Annotated in this window: 15 protein-coding genes; all 15 read left to right on the top strand. The window is 69.3% G+C overall.

What is annotated here, in order from left to right; translation table 11 throughout:
* The first annotated feature begins 65 nt into the window (after positions 1-65).
* The 15 genes from MUU77_RS06020 to MUU77_RS05950 all read left to right on the top strand — a co-directional run bounded on the left by MUU77_RS06020 (position 66) and on the right by MUU77_RS05950 (position 17,965).
* Positions 66-995 carry a cation diffusion facilitator family transporter gene (locus MUU77_RS06020; RefSeq protein WP_245092739.1) on the top strand — a complete coding sequence of 310 codons (930 nt, stop codon included), beginning with the start codon at positions 66-68 and terminating at the stop codon, positions 993-995.
* 77 nt (positions 996-1,072) lie between these two features.
* The gene (gene frr / locus MUU77_RS06015) at positions 1,073-1,630 is read left to right on the top strand and encodes a ribosome recycling factor (RefSeq protein ID WP_245092737.1); all 558 of its coding nucleotides are present in this window, start codon (positions 1,073-1,075) and stop codon (positions 1,628-1,630) included.
* A gap of 8 nt (positions 1,631-1,638) precedes the next feature.
* The gene (uppS, locus tag MUU77_RS06010; protein ID WP_245092735.1) at positions 1,639-2,397 is read left to right on the top strand and encodes a polyprenyl diphosphate synthase; all 759 of its coding nucleotides are present in this window, start codon (positions 1,639-1,641) and stop codon (positions 2,395-2,397) included.
* Complete coding sequence (locus tag MUU77_RS06005) at positions 2,394-3,245, top strand: phosphatidate cytidylyltransferase (RefSeq protein ID WP_245092726.1); 852 nt, start codon at positions 2,394-2,396, stop codon at positions 3,243-3,245. Before uppS ends, MUU77_RS06005 begins: the two co-directional genes overlap by 4 nt.
* 2 nt (positions 3,246-3,247) lie before the next feature.
* Complete coding sequence (gene dxr, locus MUU77_RS06000) at positions 3,248-4,435, top strand: 1-deoxy-D-xylulose-5-phosphate reductoisomerase (RefSeq protein WP_245092724.1); 1,188 nt, start codon at positions 3,248-3,250, stop codon at positions 4,433-4,435.
* Between the two features lie 13 nt (positions 4,436-4,448).
* Positions 4,449-5,825 carry an RIP metalloprotease RseP gene (rseP, locus tag MUU77_RS05995; RefSeq protein ID WP_245092722.1) on the top strand — a complete coding sequence of 459 codons (1,377 nt, stop codon included), beginning with the start codon at positions 4,449-4,451 and terminating at the stop codon, positions 5,823-5,825.
* Between the two features lie 122 nt (positions 5,826-5,947).
* Entirely contained in the window at positions 5,948-8,428 is a 2,481-nt protein-coding gene (bamA, locus tag MUU77_RS05990) for an outer membrane protein assembly factor BamA (RefSeq protein WP_245092711.1), read from the top strand.
* A 116-nt stretch (positions 8,429-8,544) separates the two neighbouring features.
* Complete coding sequence (lpxD, locus tag MUU77_RS05985; RefSeq protein ID WP_245092708.1) at positions 8,545-9,564, top strand: UDP-3-O-(3-hydroxymyristoyl)glucosamine N-acyltransferase; 1,020 nt, start codon at positions 8,545-8,547, stop codon at positions 9,562-9,564.
* Positions 9,564-10,019, top strand: coding sequence for a 3-hydroxyacyl-ACP dehydratase FabZ (gene fabZ / locus MUU77_RS05980; protein WP_055935832.1), 456 nt, complete (start codon positions 9,564-9,566; stop codon positions 10,017-10,019). Before lpxD ends, fabZ begins: the two co-directional genes overlap by 1 nt.
* Position 10,020: 1 nt before the next feature.
* Positions 10,021-10,809 (top strand): acyl-ACP--UDP-N-acetylglucosamine O-acyltransferase, encoded by a 789-nt coding sequence (gene lpxA, locus MUU77_RS05975; protein ID WP_245092707.1) that lies wholly within the window; start codon positions 10,021-10,023, stop codon positions 10,807-10,809.
* Positions 10,809-12,014 (top strand): lipid-A-disaccharide synthase, encoded by a 1,206-nt coding sequence (gene lpxB / locus MUU77_RS05970; protein ID WP_245092695.1) that lies wholly within the window; start codon positions 10,809-10,811, stop codon positions 12,012-12,014. Before lpxA ends, lpxB begins: the two co-directional genes overlap by 1 nt.
* Positions 12,011-12,616: a ribonuclease HII gene (gene rnhB, locus MUU77_RS05965; protein ID WP_245092692.1), complete on the top strand. Its 606-nt coding sequence runs from the start codon at positions 12,011-12,013 to the stop codon at positions 12,614-12,616. The genes lpxB and rnhB overlap by 4 nt, the downstream gene beginning before the upstream one ends.
* Positions 12,617-12,764: 148 nt before the next feature.
* The gene (locus MUU77_RS05960; RefSeq protein WP_245092690.1) at positions 12,765-13,175 is read left to right on the top strand and encodes a hypothetical protein; all 411 of its coding nucleotides are present in this window, start codon (positions 12,765-12,767) and stop codon (positions 13,173-13,175) included.
* A 175-nt stretch (positions 13,176-13,350) separates the two neighbouring features.
* Complete coding sequence (dnaE, locus tag MUU77_RS05955; protein WP_245092688.1) at positions 13,351-16,908, top strand: DNA polymerase III subunit alpha; 3,558 nt, start codon at positions 13,351-13,353, stop codon at positions 16,906-16,908.
* 97 nt (positions 16,909-17,005) lie between these two features.
* Positions 17,006-17,965, top strand: coding sequence for an acetyl-CoA carboxylase carboxyltransferase subunit alpha (locus MUU77_RS05950; RefSeq protein WP_245092650.1), 960 nt, complete (start codon positions 17,006-17,008; stop codon positions 17,963-17,965).
* The last annotated feature ends 37 nt before the right edge of the window (positions 17,966-18,002 follow it).

The following is an 18,002-nucleotide window of genomic DNA, read 5'->3' as shown; positions in this document are numbered from 1 at the left end:
CACGGGCATGTCCTGCCGTTGGCTGTAATAGTGTCCGGCCACCGCCTGCCGGCACCCTACGCTCCATGGGACTTGGACACGATCACGGCCACGCGGCGCATGCGCATCCGCATGCATCGGCAACGCGTGCGTTCGCCTCGGTCACCCTGATCAACCTGGCCTACACCGCGCTGGAAGCGGGCTACGGCTTCCACACCAACTCGCTGGCCCTGCTTTCGGACGCCCTGCACAACCTGGGCGACGTGTTGGGGCTGGCGCTGGCGTGGAGCGCCGCGGCGATCGCCCGTCGCCCCCCGCGCGGCCGGCACACCTACGGCTGGCGCCGCGCCACCCTGCTGTCCCCGCTCGCCAATGCGGTACTGCTGATGGTGTTCTCGGGCGCGCTGGGCTGGGAAGCCTTCCGCCGGTTCAGTGCGCCCCCGGACATCCCCGCCACGCCCGTCATCGTGGTGGCCGCGCTGGGCATCCTGGTCAACCTGGGCGCCGCCTGGCTGGTGCGGGACGGGCATGCGCACGACCTCAACAAGCGCGGGGCCTTCCTGCACCTGATGGCCGACGCCGCGGTGTCGCTGGCCGCGGTCCTGGCCGGGGTGGGCATGGCCACGCTGGGCTGGGCCTGGCTGGATCCGGCCACCGCCCTGCTGATCGCGGTGGTGGTGGCGATCGGGTCGTGGCGCCTGCTGCGCGACAGCTTCGATGCCGCCATGGACGCCGTGCCGGGCAGCGTGGACGCGGACGAGGTGGGCACCTTCCTGCGGGCCCAGCCGGGCGTGGCGGCGGTGCATCACCTGCACATCTGGTCGCTGGGCGCCAACGAGATCGCCCTGACCGCCCACCTGGTGCGGCCGCGCGAGGACGACCACGACGCCTTCATCGATGCCACCGTGCATGCCCTGGACCACCGCTTCGGCATCAACCACGCCACCCTGCAGATCGAGCGCGGGGTCGGCTGCGGCCACGACCTGCACGATGCGGCGCCGCATCATTCCCGTTGAGCGATGCGGCGGCGGTCGGCAACGGCCCCGAATCGCCCTATAATCGGCCGTTTACAGGCTTTGCAACGGAAAGGGCGATGCTCAACGACATCAAGAAAGACGCGCAGGCGCGCATGGCCAAGAGCATCGACGCGCTCCGCCACACGCTGGTCAAGGTCCGCACGGGCCGCGCCTCCACGGCCCTGGTCGAGCACCTGAAGGTCAACTACTACGGTTCGGACGTGCCGCTGAGCCAGGTCGCCACCGTCACCATCTCCGACTCGCGTTCGCTGACCATCACCCCGTGGGAGAAGCAGATCGTGGGCGCGGTCGAGAAGGCCATCCTGGCCTCGGACCTGGGCCTGACCCCGAACACCGCCGGCACCACCATCCGGCTCAACCTGCCCGCGCTGACCGAGGAGCGCCGCAAGGAACTCTCCAAGGTGGTGCACGGCGAGGGCGAGGACGCCAAGGTGGCCATCCGCAACATCCGTCGCGACGCCAACCAGCAGATCAAGGACCTGCTGAAGGACAAGCAGATCACCGAGGACGACGAGCGTCGCGCCGAGGAGGAGATCCAGAAGCTGACCGACAAGTCCATCAAGGACGTCGACGACGTGGTCAAGGCAAAGGAACAGGAACTGATGGCGGTCTGAGGACTGCCATGTCCCCTGCCGCGTCCCCAGCCGTGCCCCGCCACCTGGCCGTCATCATGGACGGCAACGGGCGGTGGGCGGAGCGCCGGCGTCGCCCGCGCGTGATCGGCCACCGTGCGGGCGCGCGCGCGGTCAATGTCTGCATCGACTTCTGCCTGGAGCGCGGCATCGGCGCGCTGACCCTGTTCGCGTTCTCCAGCGAGAACTGGGGACGGCCGGAGGAGGAAGTCGGCGCGCTGATGAAGCTGTTCCTCAATGCGCTGGACCGCGAGGTGGAGGAACTCCACCGGCGCCAGGTGCGCGTGCGCTTCATCGGCGACCGTGCGCGCTTTTCTGCGGATATCCGCGCGCGCATGGATGCCGCCGAGGACCTGACCGCCGGCAATGCCCGCCTGCACCTGGTCATCGCCGCCAGCTACGGCGGCCGCCAGGACATCGCGTTCGCGGCCAGGGCGCTGGCCGCCGAGGTCGCAGCCGGGCGCCTGCGGCCGGAGGACATCGACGAGGCGGCACTGGGCGCGCACGTCGCGCTGGCCGACCTGCCCCCGCCCGACCTGTTCATCCGCACCGGCGGCGACCACCGCGTCAGCAACTTCCTGCTGTGGCAGCTGGCGTACACCGAACTCTGGTTCACCGACGTGCTGTGGCCCGACCTGGACGCCACGCTCCTGCAGCGCGCGCTGGACGACTTCGCCCGGCGCGAGCGCCGCTTCGGCCTGACCAGTGCCCAAGTGGCCGGCGGCGCCACCGAGGATTCACCCGCATGAGCGCCACCCGCACCCGTGTCATCGCCGCGCTGGTCATGGCGCCCTTCGCCATAGGCGCCATCCTGCTGCTGCCCACCTCATGGCTGGTGATGCTGGCGGCGCTGGTATTCCTGGTGGGCCTGTGGGAATGGTTCAAGCTGGCCGAGATCGACGACACCCTGCAGCGCACGGTGCTGCTGACCGCCAACCTGCTGCTGATGGTGCTGCTGGTGTGGGCCTCGCGCGGCTCCACCGACCTGGTGCCGCTGCGGCTGATGGCGCTGGTGGGCGCCGGCTGGTGGCTGCTGGCGCTGCTGTGGCTGCGCTTCTTCCATTTCGCCTCCGATCACCAGACGTGGGCGCGCGTGTTCAAGCTGGCCGCCGGCACGCTGGCCGTCGTGCCGGCCTGGTGCGCACTGGGGTTGATCCACTCCTCGGTGCCGAACGGCCACATCTGGCTGTTCGTCGCCCTGGCCATCGTGTGGGCCGCCGACAGCGGCGCCTACTTCACCGGACGCCACTTCGGCGGCCGCTGGTTCGCCGGGCGCAAGCTGGCACCGCGCATCAGCCCGAACAAGACCCTGGAAGGCCTGCTGGGTGGCCTGGCCGCCGGCATGCTGGTGGCCGCGGCCGGGGCGCTGCTGGCCGGTGCGGGCGTGGCCCAGTTGCCGGGCGTGCTGCTGGTGGCCATCTTCACCGTGCTGTTCTCGGTGGTGGGCGACCTGTTCGAGAGCCTGCTCAAGCGGCATGTCGGCGCCAAGGACTCCGGCGACGTCATCCCGGGGCATGGTGGCGTGCTGGACCGCATCGACGGCGTGCTGGCGGCCCTGCCCATCTTCGTGCTGGGCAAGGAAGTCTTCGGATTCTGAGCATGCCCACGCACGCATCCCGCAACGTCGCGGTTCTGGGCGCGACCGGCTCGATCGGCGCGTCCGCGCTGGATGTCATCGCGCGCCATCCCGGCCGGTATCGCGCCAGCGTGCTGGCCGCAGGCCACAGCGTCGATGCGCTGGTCGCCCTGTGCGTGGCGCACCGCCCCGCCCACGCGGTGATCGCCGACGAAAACCTGCATGCGCGGCTGCGCGACGGCCTGGCCGGCGCCGGCCTGCCCACCCAGGCCCATGCGGGCATGCCGGCGCTGGAGGCGCTGGTCTCGGGACCGGAGTGCGACACCGTCGTGGCCGCCATCGTCGGCGCCGCGGGCCTGTCGTCGACCCTGGCAGCGGCGCGCGCCGGCAAGCGCCTGCTGCTGGCCAACAAGGAATCGCTGGTGCTGGCCGGCGAACTGGTGACCCGCGCAGCGGACGCCTCGGGTGCCGAGATCATCCCCATCGACAGCGAGCACAACGCCATCTTCCAGTGCCTGCGTTCACGACAGGCTCAGGGCGATGTCAGCCGCATCGTGCTGACCGCCTCGGGCGGCCCGTTCCGCGGTTACCGCCGCGGCGAGCTGGCGCAGGTGACGCGCGAGCAGGCCGTGGCCCATCCCAAATGGTCGATGGGACCCAAGATCTCGGTCGATTCGGCCACCCTGATGAACAAGGGACTGGAACTGATCGAAGCCCACCACCTGTTCGGCGTGGGGCGCGAACGGCTGGACGTGCTGGTCCATCCCCAGAGCCTGGTGCATTCGCTGGTGGAATTCGTCGATGGTTCCACCCTGGCGCAGCTGGGCCTGCCGGACATGCGGACCTCGCTGGCGGTCGGCCTGGCCTGGCCCGAGCGCATCGCGTCGGGCGTGGGCGGGCTGGACCTGCTGCGGCACCCACGGCTGGAGTTCGAAGCGCCCGACACCGACGCCTTCCCCTGCCTGCGGCTGGCCTGGGAGGCGATGGCGGCAGGCGGTACCGCACCGGCCGTGCTGAATGCTGCGAACGAAGTCGCGGTTTCAGCCTTTCTTCAGGGCCGCATCGGTTTCCTATCCATCCCTGCGCTGGTCGAGGATGCCCTCGCCGCGCTGCCCGCGACGCCGGCCGATTCGCTGGAGACGTTGCTGGCGGCGGACATGCAGGCCCGCCGACTGACCGACCGCAACCTCGCAGGCCACCTCTCCCCATGAGCGCCGATATCCGATGAGCGACCTGCTGGGCTCCATCTGGTGGATGATCGTGGCGCTGGGCGTGCTGGTCACCTTCCACGAATTCGGCCATTACTGGGTGGCGCGCCGCTGCGGCGTGAGGGTACTGCGTTTCTCGGTGGGCTTCGGCAAGCCGCTGTGGTCGCGCCGCGACCGCCACGGCACCGAGTTCGCCCTGGCCGCCATCCCGCTGGGCGGCTACGTGAAGATGCTGGACGAAACCGAGGGCGAAGTCCCGGCCACGCAGCGCGAGCAGGCCTTCAACCGTAAGTCCGTCTGGCAGCGCATCGCCGTGGTGGCGGCCGGCCCCCTGGCCAACGTGCTGCTGTGCGTGGTCCTGCTGTGGGCGATGTTCGTGATCGGCAAGCAGGACTACTCGGCCACCGTGGGCAGCGTGTCGGGCATCGCGGCCGATGCAGGCTTCCAGCGGGGCGACCGCATCCTGCGGGTCGGCGACCGGACGATCGATACCTGGACCGATGCGTCCATCGTGCTGACCAAGGCCGCCATCGATGGTGAGGACCTGCCGGTGGAAGTGGAGACCGCCGGCGGCGGCACCACGACCCGCACCCTGCCGCTGTCGCGGCTGCCGGCGGACTTCGACCAGGAGAATGCCGTCGCGCTGAGCGGACTGGTCTGGCGCCATTGGGTGACCCCCGCCATCGTCGGCAAGGTCGCCCCGGGCTCGGCGGCGGACGGCGTGCTGCAGGCCGGTGACATCGTCACGGCCGTGGACGGCCAGCCGGTGCATGGCTTCGGCGACATCGCCGCCCAGGTCGATGCACTGGGCAAGCGGGGCGGCATGGCCATGGTCGAAGTGGACCGCGCCGGCGAGCGCCTGGCGTTCGAGCTGGCGCCGCGCCTGACCCCGTTGCCGGACGGCGCCAAGGGCCAGTACTGGGCCCTCGGCCTGGCGGCGCCGGAAACGACCCGCCTGCCCGAGTACGACGCCACCCTGCACTACGGGCCGCTGGCGGCGGTGCCGGCAGCGCTGCGCGAGACCGGCAAGCTGACCTCCGATTCGCTGGGCATGATCCGTCGCATGCTGACCGGCGACGCCTCGCTGAAGAACGTGTCCGGCCCCATCACCATCGCCCAGGTGGCCAACGTGTCGGCCAAGCGCGGACCGGACTGGTTCCTGTGGTTCCTCGCCGCCATGTCGCTGAGCCTGGCCATCATCAACCTGCTGCCCATCCCCGTCTTGGACGGCGGCCACCTGCTGTATTACCTTATCGAATTGGTCAAGGGCAGCCCCTTGAGCGAGCGCCACATGGTGGCCGGACAATACGTGGGCCTGGCCGCGCTGGCGGGCCTGATGGGACTGGCGTTCTACAACGACATCCTGCGTCTGATGACGCGTCTGGTGACCTGATGCCCCTGGACCTCCTAGGGCCGGCACGCTCCAAGGCGGCCTGCCCCTCCCTGGCGACACCCCGGACCGCGGCCCTGCGGTCCACCCCTGCGTTGCAGGAGCCACCCCAACCGGATGTGATGATGACGCGACTGCCTTCCCGCCGCCTGCTTGCCCTCGCCCTGGCTTCGGCCATCGCCATGCCGGCACTGGCCCAGACGACGGAACCCGCTGCCGCACCCGTGGCCTCCGCGCCACTGGCCACCGCGCCGTTCACCGCCACCGACATCCGCATCGATGGCCTGCAGCGCATCTCCACCGGCACCGTGCTGACCTACCTGCCGATCGAGCGCGGCGACGTGGTCACGCCGGCGAAGGCGGCCGAAGCGATCCGCGAACTGTACAAGCGCGGCTTCTTCGAGGACGTCAGGCTGGACCGCCAGGGCGACATCCTGGTGGTCACCGTCACCGAGCGGCCGGCCATCAACAAGCTGACCCTGTCCGGCAACAAGGACATCAAGACCGAGGACCTGCTGTCGGGCCTGAAGGACATCGGCCTGGCCGAAGGCGAGACCTTCGACCGCCTGAGCCTGGACCGGGTGATGCAGGAACTGGTGCGCCAGTACAACAACCGCGGCAAGTACAACGTCGAGATCACCCCCACGGTCAGTGCGCTGGACCGCAACCGCGTGGACGTCACCATCACGGTGAAGGAAGGCAAGGCGGCCAAGATCAGGCACGTCAACGTGGTGGGCGCCGAGAAGTTCGAGACCGAGGACCTGCTGGAGAACTGGGAGTCCAAGGAGACCAGCTGGCTGTCCTGGTACCGTCGCGACGACCAGTATTCCAAGGAGAAGCTGTCCGGCGACATGGAGCGCCTGAACTCCTGGTACCTGGACCGCGGCTACGTGGACTTCAACATCGACTCCACCCAGGTATCGATCAGTCCCGACAAGCGCGACATGTTCATCACCGCCGGCATCACCGAAGGCGAGCAGTACAAGATCTCCGACGTGAAGGTCACCGGCGACACGGTGCTGCCGAAGGAGGAGATCGAGAAGCTGGTGATCGTCAAGCCCGAGCAGACGTTCTCGCGCATCCTGCTGGAAATGACGTCCGACTCCATCACCGCCACGCTGGGCAACATCGGCCACGCGTTCGCGCAGGTGAACCCCATCCCGACCATCGACCGCGAGAACCGCACCGTCGCCATCAACCTGCAGGTGGTGCCGGGCCCGCGCGTCAACGTGCGCCGGATCGTCTTCAAGGGCAACACGCGCACGTCCGACGAAGTGATGCGCCGCGAGATGCGCCAGTTCGAGGGCAGCTGGTTCTCGCAGGTGGCGGTGGACCGCTCGCGCGTGCGCCTGCGCCGCCTGGGCTATTTCGAGACCGTCGATGTCGAGACCACGCCGGTCCCCGGCACGACCGACCAGGTGGACGTGGTGTTCAATGTCAAGGAAACCACCTCCGGCAGCTTCGTCTTCGGCCTGGGCTATTCGCAGCTGTCCGGCCTGACCACCTCCATCCAGCTGTCGCAGAACAACTTCCTGGGCGGCGGCAACCGCGTGGCCGTCGAGGCGCAGCGCAGCGACTACCTGCAGCGCTATTCGTTCTCGTACACCAACCCGTTCTTCACCGACGAAGGCATGTCGCTGGGCTACAACCTGTGGTGGCGCGAGTTCGACTACTCGGACTTCAACACCGCGCAGTACTCCACCACCAGCGCCGCGGCACAGGGCGTCCTGGGCCTGCCGATCACCGAGAACGACACCGTCTCGCTGCTGTTCGGCCTGGACAGCAACGAGATCCTGACCTTCGCCGGTTCCACGCCGCAATCGATCATCGACTACATCAACGCGGTGGGCCAGCGCACCTTCCACGCCTGGCGGACGGAGCTGGGCTGGGCGCGCGACACCCGCAACGACTACTTCATGCCCACCGGCGGCACCTACCAGCGCATCTCGGCGGAGATCGCACTGCCCGGCTCCACCGTCGAGTACTACAAGCTCAACTACGAGTTTTCCAAGTACTGGTCGCTCAGCCCCTCGTTCGTGCTCAACACCCGCGCCGAGGTCGGCTACGGCGACAGCTACGGCTCGGACATCTACCGCTACATCTGCCGCGTGAACGGCTCCGACCCGCAGATCCCTGGCCAGGCGACGACGACGGCACCGGCGGCGGACGGCACCTGCGCCGACGGTGGCACCCTCGACAGGACCCTGGTCGCCAGCGGCCTGCCGTTCTACGAGAACTTCTATGCCGGCGGCACGCGCTCGGTGCGCGGCTTCCGCGACAACACCCTGGGCCCGCGCTCGGAAGTCATCAGCGGCTACCGAGGCCAGCCGCTGGGCGGTTCGCTGAAGACCACCGGCTCGGTCGAACTGATCTTCCCGAAGCTGTTCGATTCCAACGCCGCGCGCGTGTCGGCGTTCTTCGATTTCGGCAACGTGTTCGACGGCGTGGACAACTTCGACGCCGGCCAGCTGCGCGCTTCCACAGGCATCGCGCTGCTGTGGCGCGCACCGGTCGGCCCGATTTCGATCAGCTATGCCTTCCCCATCAAGAAGGAAGACGACGACGAGCTGGAGCGCCTGCAGTTCACCTTCGGCGGCGCGTTCTGACGGCCGCGGTGCACGATCCGGCGTGAAGGAAGGGGGGCGCAGGCCCCCCTTCTGCCGTCCACCATACGCCCCCGTGGAAGCGGTTCTGGGGCGGCAGGGGCTAAACTACGCGGCCTATGACCCCTCCTTCCTTCACTTCCGGCGAGCTTGCCGACCGCTTCGGCCTGGAACTGCGTGGCGATGCCGGCCTGGTCATCGAAGGCGTGGCCACGCTGGCCCGGGCCGAGCCGGGACAGCTCGCCTTCCTGGCCAACAGCCGCTACCGCGGCCAACTGGGCGACAGCCGGGCAAGCCTGGTGGTGGTGCGCGCCGAGGATGCCGACGCCGCACCCGGCGCCGTCCTCGTCGCCAAAGATCCCTACACCGCGTTCGCCAGGATGGCGGCCCTGTTCGACAGCAGGCCTGACCGCGCGCCCGGCATCCACGCCAGCGCCGTCGTCGATCCCAGCGCGCGGGTCCATCCCGCCGCGCACATCGGCGCCTTCGTCAGTGTCGGCGCCCGCAGCGTGATCGGTGCGGGCTGCTCGATCGGCCACGGCTGCGTGATCGGCGACGACTGCGTGATCGGCGACGACTGCGAACTGGTCGCCCGCGTCACCCTGGTCACGCGCGTGCGCCTGGGCCGGCGCGTGCTGATCCACCCCGGCGCGGTGATCGGCGCCGACGGGTTCGGCCTGGCCATGGACAGTGGGCGCTGGATCAAGGTGCCGCAGCTGGGCGGCGTGGTGATCGGCGACGACTGCGAGATCGGCGCCAACACCACCATCGACCGCGGCGCGCTGGACGACACGGTGCTGGAAGAAGACGTGCGCCTGGACAACCAGATCCAGATCGGCCACAACGTCCGCATCGGCGCGCACACGGCGATGGCCGGCTGCAGCGCCGCGGCAGGCAGCGCGCGCATCGGCCGCTACTGCCTGATCGGCGGCGCCGCCGGCGTGCTGGGCCACCTCGAAATCTGCGACCGCGTGGTCGTCACCGCGATGTCGCTGGTGACCAGTTCCATCACCGAACCCGGCGAATATTCCAGCGGCACGCCGCTCACCGACAACCGTACCTGGCGCAAGAACGCCGCCCGCTTCAAGCAACTGGACGCCCTGGCACGACGCGTGTTGGCGGCCGACAAGGAAACCTGATGACCCTGGACCTGCAACTGCCCGTCGACGCGGCCACCATCCGCAAGCTGCTGCCGCACCGCTACCCGTTCCTGCTGGTGGACCGCGTGGTGGAATTCGAGAAGGACAAGCGCGTGCTTGCCTACAAGAACATCACCCAGAACGAGCCTTTCTTCACCGGTCACTTCCCGGACCGGCCGATCATGCCGGGCGTGCTGATCATCGAGGCGCTGGCGCAGGCCGGCGGCCTGCTGACCCAGCTCTCGCACCAGGGCGACACCGCCGGGCGCATGTTCTACATGGTGAAAGTGGAGAACGCCCGCTTCACCCGGATGGTGGTGCCGGGCGACCGCCTGGACCTGGACGTCACCCTGAAGCGGCTGATCCGCAACATGGCCTTCTACACCGGCGTGGCCTCGGTCAACGGCGAACAGGTCGCCTGTGCCGACGTGCTGTGCGCCGAGGACACCCGCTGAGATGAGCGCCCCCACCGCCATCCATCCCAGCGCGGTCGTCCACCCCCAAGCGACGCTGGGCGACGGCGTGCGCATCGGTCCGTTCGCCTATGTCGGCCCCGAGGTCGAGATCGGCGACGGCACCGTCATCGGTCCGCATTGCTCCATCACCGGCCCCACCCGCATCGGCCGCGACAACCATTTCGTCGGCCACGCCGCCATCGGCGGCGACCCGCAGGACAAGAAGTACAAGGGCGAACGCGTCGAACTGGTCATCGGCGATCGCAACCAGGTGCGCGAATTCGTCACCGTGAACCGCGGCACCGGCGCCGGCGGCGGCATCACCCGCGTCGGCAGCGACAACATGCTGCTGGCCTATACGCACGTGGCGCACGACTGCATCGTCGGCAACCACTGCGTCTTCTCCAACAATTCCACGCTGGCAGGCCATGTCACCATCGAAGACTGGGTGATCATGAGCGGCTTCGCCGGCGTGCACCAGTTCTGCCGCGTCGGCGCCCACGCCTTCATCGGCATGGGCGTGCTGCTGAGCGGCGATGTGCCGCCCTTCACGATGGTGGCCGGCGACGCCGCCGGCCGGCCACGCGGCATCAACAGCGAAGGCCTCAAGCGCCGCGGCTTCGATGCCGAGCGCATCGCCGCCATCAAGCGCGCCTACCGCACGCTGTACGTCGCCGGCCTGCCGCTGGCGCAGGCCAAGCAGCAACTGGCCGAACAGGCCGTGGCCAGCGACGACGTGAAGGCGCTGCTGCACTTCATCGAGAGCGGCGAACGGCCGCTGCAGCGTTGATGGAACCGACGCGGGAGCCCGGCGACGCGACTCCTGCCGCAATGCCGCTGCGTATCGCGCTGTGCGCCGGCGAAGCGTCCGGCGATGGCCTGGGTGCGGGACTGGTCGCCGCGCTGCGCCGGCGGTTCCCGCATGCCGAGTTCGCCGGCATCGGCGGCGATGCGATGCGCGCGGCCGGCTGCGACACCTGGTTCGACGCGGACGAACTGGCGGTGATGGGCCTGGCCGAGGTGCTGCGCCACCTGCCCCGCCTGCTCCGCCTGCGCAGGACCTTCCGCCAGCGCGTACTCGCGTGGAAGCCCGATGCGTTCATCGGCATCGACGCGCCCGACTTCAACCTGGGCGTCGAGCGCTGGCTGAAGGAACGCGGCGTGCGCACGGTGCATTACGTCAGCCCGTCGGTGTGGGCCTGGCGCGAGAAGCGTGCCGGGAAGATCGGCCGCAGCGCCGACCGGGTGCTGTGCCTGTTCCCGATGGAGCCCCCGATCTACGCGCGGCATGCGGTCGATGCGCGCTTCGTCGGCCATCCGATGGCGGACGATATCCCGATGGCCCCGGACCGCGCGTCCGCACGCGCCGCGCTCGGCCTGTCGCCCGACGCGCCCCTCCTGGCCGTGCTGCCCGGCAGCCGCCTGGGGGAGATCGGCCGACTCGCACCGGCCTTCTTCGAGGCGGCACGCAGGGTGGCCGCGCAGGTTCCCGGCCTGCAGATCGTCATCCCGGCCGCGAACGCCGCCTGCCGCCAGGCGCTGGAGGCGCAGATCGCCGCGCACGGGGTCGCTTCGGCCTGGCACCTGCTCGACGGCCGGGCGCGCGAAGCGATGATCGCCGGCGACGTGGTCCTGCTCGCGTCGGGCACCGCCACACTGGAGGCGATGCTGTGCAAGCGGCCGATGGTCGTGGGCTACCGCATCGCGCCGCTGACCTACCGCATCGTCAAGGGCCTGGGCCTGCTGAAGGTGGAGCGCTATGCGCTGCCCAACGTGCTGGCGGGCAAGGACATCGCGCCGGAACTGATGCAGGACGACTGCACGCCCGAGCGACTGTCGGCGGCCGTCCTGCACTGGTTCCGCGAACCGGAGGCCGTCGCCGCCCTGCAGCCCACCTACGTGCGACTGCACGAAGAACTCCGCCAGGATGCATCCGCAAGCGCTGCTGCGGCCGTCGCCGGATTGATCGCCCCATCTGCAGGCGCGCAGCGATGACATCCGCCTCGCTGTTCCCCGATCCCGTCGTCCGTCTGATCGCCGGCGTCGACGAGGCCGGTCGCGGGCCGCTGGCCGGTCCGGTGGCCGTCGCCGCCGTGATCCTGGACCAGGCGCGCCCCATCGCCGGACTCAACGATTCCAAGCAGCTCAGCGAAGCCAGGCGCGAGGCGTTGTTCCCGCTGATCCAGCAGCACGCACTGGCGTGGCACGTGACCTTCGTCGAGCCCGATGAGATCGACCGCCTCAACATCCTGCAGGCGACGCTGGAAGGCATGCGTCGCGCCATCGCCGCCTTGCAGCCGCTGCCGGAACTGGTGCGCATCGACGGCAACCGCGCGCCGAAGGGCCTCAACTGCATGGCCGAAACCCTGATCGGCGGCGATGCCATCGAGCCGGCCATCATGGCGGCCTCGATCCTGGCGAAAGTGTCGCGGGACCGCATGATGGTGCAGTTGCATGCGGCATTCCCGCAGTACGGCTTCGACCAGCACAAAGGCTATCCCACGTCCGCGCACCTGTCCGCGCTGGCGCAGCATGGCCCGTGCGTGCACCACCGGCGCAGCTTCGCCCCGGTGCGCGAAGCGTTGCACCGGCGCTGACGCAGCGCGCCCCTGCGGGGGTGACCTCCGGCACGGTGTCCATCGTCACGATGGCTTCCAGCAGGCGCGCGGGTTTCCGCTTGCGCGCACCATGGTCCTGCATCCCGCGCCCACCGGACGCGGGAGCCCTCTCCCCCCGAGGCGCACCATGACCCTGCTCGATCCCGTCGCACCCTCTCCCGCGTCCCCACCCCGCCCCGTCGACGATGCGCGCGCGCAATTGCTGCGCAGCCTGTTGGCGGATCGCGACTGGTCGTGCGACGGCATCGCGCGCCAGCGTCTGCAGCGAGCGCTGGCGCTGCTGCGCAGCCCGGGCGCCGCCTCGCTGGACGAAGCCACCTGGCTGCTGGTGGCCGACGAAACCGCGCGCTACCTGGACTTCCGCCGCCTGCGCACTCTGGAGGCGCAGTTGCGCGGATGCCCGCTCCAAGCCCTGCGCTACACCCGTGCCGACTGGGAAGCCGCACGCCATGCCGAAGCGGCACTGGAAACGCACCTGCGGCAGGTGCGCTTCGGCAGCTACGCCCCCGAACCGGTACCGCTGTTCCGCATCCACTGATACCGGCGTGGCCCGCGCGGCCGCGCCCTCACCCACCCGACCCCTCGGGTTTTCCCCGTGCCGCCCACCCGGGCGGCTTTTTTCTCTTCCCCGCCCGTTCTGCGGGTCGGGAATGTCAAGCCTTGCCCCACCCCACCCCCGCCGGTACGCTGCCCCGACAGCACCCCGAGCCGGCATGTCTTCCCGTTTCGTCCACCTCCACCTGCACACCGAATTTTCGCTTGCGGATTCGATCATCCGCGTGCCCGAGAAGCCGGACCACGCCGACCCGAAGAAGGCCAAGCAGGCCAACCTGTTGAGCCGGGCGGTGGAACTGGGCATGCCCGCGCTGGCGGTCACCGACCGCAACAACCTGTTCGCGCTGGTGAAGTTCTACAAGGCCGCCGAAGGCGTGGGCATCAAGCCCATCGCCGGCGCCGACGTGATGGTCGCCGAAGGCGGCGAAGCGCCGTGGCCGGTGACCCTGCTGTGCCGCGACCGCGAGGGCTACCTGTCGCTGTCGCGCCTGCTCTCGCGCGCATGGATGGAAGGCCACCGCACGGACGGCGTCGCCATCGAACCGGAGTGGCTGCGTGCCGACCACCAGGGCCTGTTCGCCATCATCGGCCGGCAGAGCCTGGCCGGCCGCCTGGCGCTGACCGGCCGCCACGACCTGGCCGAGCAGCACCTGGCCGACTGGCAGCGCACCTTCGGCGAGGACCTGCACCTGGAACTGACGCGCACGCAGCGCGAGGGCGAGGAGGCGTTCAATGCCTTCGCCCTGCATGCGGCCGGAGCGCGCGGCATGCCCGTGATCGCCAGCAACGACGTGCGCTTCCTGTCGCCGGACGATTTCGACGCGCACGAAGCGCGCGTGTGCATCGCCTCCGGCCGCGTGCTGGACGACCCCAAGCGCCCGCGCGAGTACAGCCCCGAGCAGTACATGAAGTCGGCCGAGCAGATGGCCGAACTCTTCGCCGACGTGCCGGACGCCATCGACAACACGCTGGCGCTGGCGCAGCGCTGCAACATCGAGATGCGGCTGGGCACGTACTTCCTGCCCGCCTATCCGGTGCCCGACGACGAGACGCTGGACAGCTGGATCCGCCGGCAGTCGCACGATGGCCTGAAGGCGCGGCTGGAGAAGAATCCGCTGGCGCCCGGCCATACGCGCGAAGACTACGAGAAGCGGCTGGATTTCGAGCTGGACACCATCTGCAAGATGGGGTTCCCGGGCTACTTCCTGATCGTGGCCGACTTCATCCAGTGGGGAAAGAACCAGGGCATCCCGATCGGCCCGGGCCGCGGCTCGGGCGCCGGCTCGCTGGTGGCGTGGGCGCTGCAGATCACCGACCTGGACCCGCTGCCGTACGGACTGCTGTTCGAGCGCTTCCTGAATCCCGAACGCGTGTCGATGCCCGACTTCGACATCGACTTCTGCATGGACCGGCGCGACGAGGTGATCGACTATGTCGCGCGCAAGTACGGCCGCGACCGGGTCAGCCAGATCATCACCTACGGCACGATGGCGGCCAAGGCCGTGGTGCGCGATGCCGGCCGCGTGCTCGGCTTCCCGTACGGCCTGGTCGACGGCGTGGCCAAGCTCATCCCGAACATCCTGGGCGTGTCGCTGAAGGACGCCATGGGCGAAGGCAGCAGCGAGGCCGCGTCGCAGGAGCTGATCGAGCGCTACCGCGACGAGGACGACGTCCGCGACCTGATCGACCTGGCGCGCCAGCTGGAAGACCTTACCCGCAACGCCGGCAAGCACGCCGGCGGCGTGGTGATCGCGCCGTCGCCGCTGTCGGATTTCTGCCCGCTGTTCGCCGAACACGACGAGGGCGGACGCGGCAGGAATCCCGTCACCCAGTTCGACAAGGACGACGTGGAGGCGGTCGGCCTGGTGAAGTTCGACTTCCTGGGCCTGCGCACGCTGACCATCATCGACTGGGCGGTCAAGGCGATCAACCAACGCCACGCGCGCGCCGGCATTCCGCCGCTGGACATCGCCGCCATCCCGCTGGACGACGCCAGCGTCTATCGCGACGTGTTCGCCAACGGCAACACCGGCTCGGTGTTCCAGTTCGAATCCACCGGCATGCGCCGCGCGCTGAAGGAAGCCAAGCCCGACCGCTTCGAGGACCTGATCGCGCTGAACGCGCTGTACCGCCCCGGCCCGATGGACATGATCCCGTCGTTCGTCGAGCGCAAGCACGGCCGCGAGGAATTCGACTACCCCGACCCGCGCACGCGGACCATGCTGGAAGAGACCTACGGCATCATGGTCTACCAGGAGCAGGTCATGCAGATGGCGCAGATCGTCGGCGGCTACTCGCTGGGCGGCGCCGACCTGTTGCGCCGCGCGATGGGCAAGAAGGTGCCGGCCGAAATGGCCAAGCACCGCGAGATCTTCCGCGAGGGCGCGGCCAAGGGCGGCGTGGACCAGCGCAAGGCCGACGAGATCTTCGACCTGATGGAGAAGTTCGCCGGCTACGGCTTCAACAAGTCGCACGCCGCCGCGTATTCGCTGGTCGCCTACCAGACCGCGTGGCTGAAGAAGCACTACCCGTCCGAGTTCATGGCCGCCACGCTGTCCTCGGACATGGACAAGACCGAGAAGGTGGTCGGCTTCCTGGACGAGGCGCGCGGCCTGGGCCTGAACGTGCTGCCGCCGGACGTGAACCATTCGGCCTTCATGTTCGTGGCGACCGATGCCAACACCATCCGCTACGGCCTGGGCGCGGTGAAGGGCGTGGGCCAGGGCGTGTGCGAGAGTATCGTCGAGGCGCGCAAGGACGGCGGGGAGTTCCGCGACCTGTTCGATTTCTGCAAGCGCGTCGATTCGTCCAGGCTCAACAAGCGTGCGCTGGAAGCCCTGATCAACGCGGGCGCATTGGACGCACTGGGCCGCAACCGCGCCTCGTTGGCGCTGCAGCTGCCCGAAGTGCTGAAGGCCATCGACCAGATCAGCAAGAACCGCAACGCCGGCATCGTCGACATGTTCGGTTCCAGCAGCGGGGGCGACGACATCCATGTCGACCTGCCGGTGACGGACGAATGGCCGCTGATGCAGAAGCTGCACGGCGAACGCGAGACACTGGGCCACTACCTCAGCGGCCACCCGATGGACCCGTACCGCGACGACCTGCGCTCGCTGGTCGGCAGCGACCTGAGCGAACTGGACCGCATCTGGTCCAGCTCGTCCGGCGGCGACAAGAAAGGCTGGCGCCCGGAGGTCAACGCGATCGTGGCCGGCCAGGTGGTGGGCATCCGGCGCAAGGGCGACAGCCAGGTGTTCGTGCAGCTGGAGGACGGACGCGGGCGCATCGAGTGCAGCGCGTTCTCCGACGCGCTGTCCGAGTTCGGTGCGCTGTTGACGCGCGACCGCGTGCTGGTCGTCAAGGGCGGCCTGCGCGAGGACGAGTTCAGCGGCGGCTACAGCCTGCGCATCCGCCAGGTGTGGGACTACGCGCAGCTGTGCCAGCAGCATGCGCAACGCCTGCAACTGCGCCTAGACCTGCGCGTGCCGGGCCTGTGGGAGCGCGTGGACGCGCTGCTGTCGCGGCACCGTCCCGGCGGCACGCCGCTGCGCCTGGACCTGCTGATGGGCGCCGGCGACGGCGTGATCGCCGGCATGCTGGACCTCAACGGCCAGAAGGCGGTGCGCGTGGATGCCGAACTGCTGGACGCCCTGCGCGCCATGCCCGGCGTGCGTACTGCCAAGCCGGCCTTCTACCGGCCCTGGGCGAACTGACGCCGCCGCGTGCGCCGCGTCACGGCCCTACCCCCCCGTACGTGACCGCCGGGGTGCTTGGGCTACACTTTCCCCCTTTCCGGCCCACGGCCCGCAGATGAATCCGAACTACCTCGACTTCGAACAACCCATCGCCGACCTGGAAGCCAGGATCCAGGACCTGCGCGCCGCCAGCACCGGGCCGGCGGTGAATGTCGACGCCGAGGTGCACGCGCTGCAGGACAAGCTGCGCATCCGCACAGCGCAGATCTTCCGCGACCTGACGCCCTGGCAGGTCTCGCAGCTGGCCCGCCACCCGGCGCGCCCGTACACGCTGGATTACATCAGGGTCTTCTGCGACGAGTTCCAGGAACTGGCCGGCGACCGCGCCTTCGCCGACGACGCCGCCATCGTCGGCGGCCTGGGCCGCATCGACGGCCGCAGCGTGATGATCATCGGCCACCAGAAGGGCCGCGACACCAAGAGCAAGATCGCCCGCAACTTCGGCATGCCGCGCCCGGAGGGTTACCGCAAGGCGCTGCGCCTGATGAAGATGGCCGAGCGCTTCAAACTGCCGCTGCTGACCTTCATCGACACCCCCGGTGCCTATCCCGGCGTGGGCGCGGAAGAGCGGGGCCAGTCCGAGGCCATCGCCCGCAACCTGATGGAAATGGCGGAACTGAAGATCCCCATCGTCTGCACGGTGATCGGCGAGGGCGGCAGCGGCGGCGCGCTGGCCATCGGCGTCGGCGACCGCACGCTGATGCTGGAATACGGCACCTACTCGGTGATCTCGCCGGAAGGCTGCGCCTCCATCCTGTGGAAGGATGCCGCCAAGGCCAAGGACGCCGCCGAACAGCTGGGACTGACCGCCAGGCGCCTGCACGGGCTGGGCCTGGTCGACAAGGTGGTGCGCGAACCCATCGGCGGCGCACACCGCAACCCGCGCCAGATGGCGGTGCGCCTGAAGGCCGTGCTGCTCAACGAACTCGACGCGCTGGAGAAGCTGCCGGTCGAGGAACTGCTGACCAAGCGCTACGCACGGCTGCGCGGCTACGGGGCGTACGAGGCGGCCTGAGCGGCCATCGCCCGCACCCCGATCGAAGCGCCGGTCC

Source organism: Pseudoxanthomonas sp. F37, from assembly GCF_022965755.1.
GTDB lineage: Bacteria > Pseudomonadota > Gammaproteobacteria > Xanthomonadales > Xanthomonadaceae > Pseudoxanthomonas_A.
Note: the sequence above shows the minus strand (reverse complement) of the source record. Positions and strands in the feature narration are given on the sequence as shown.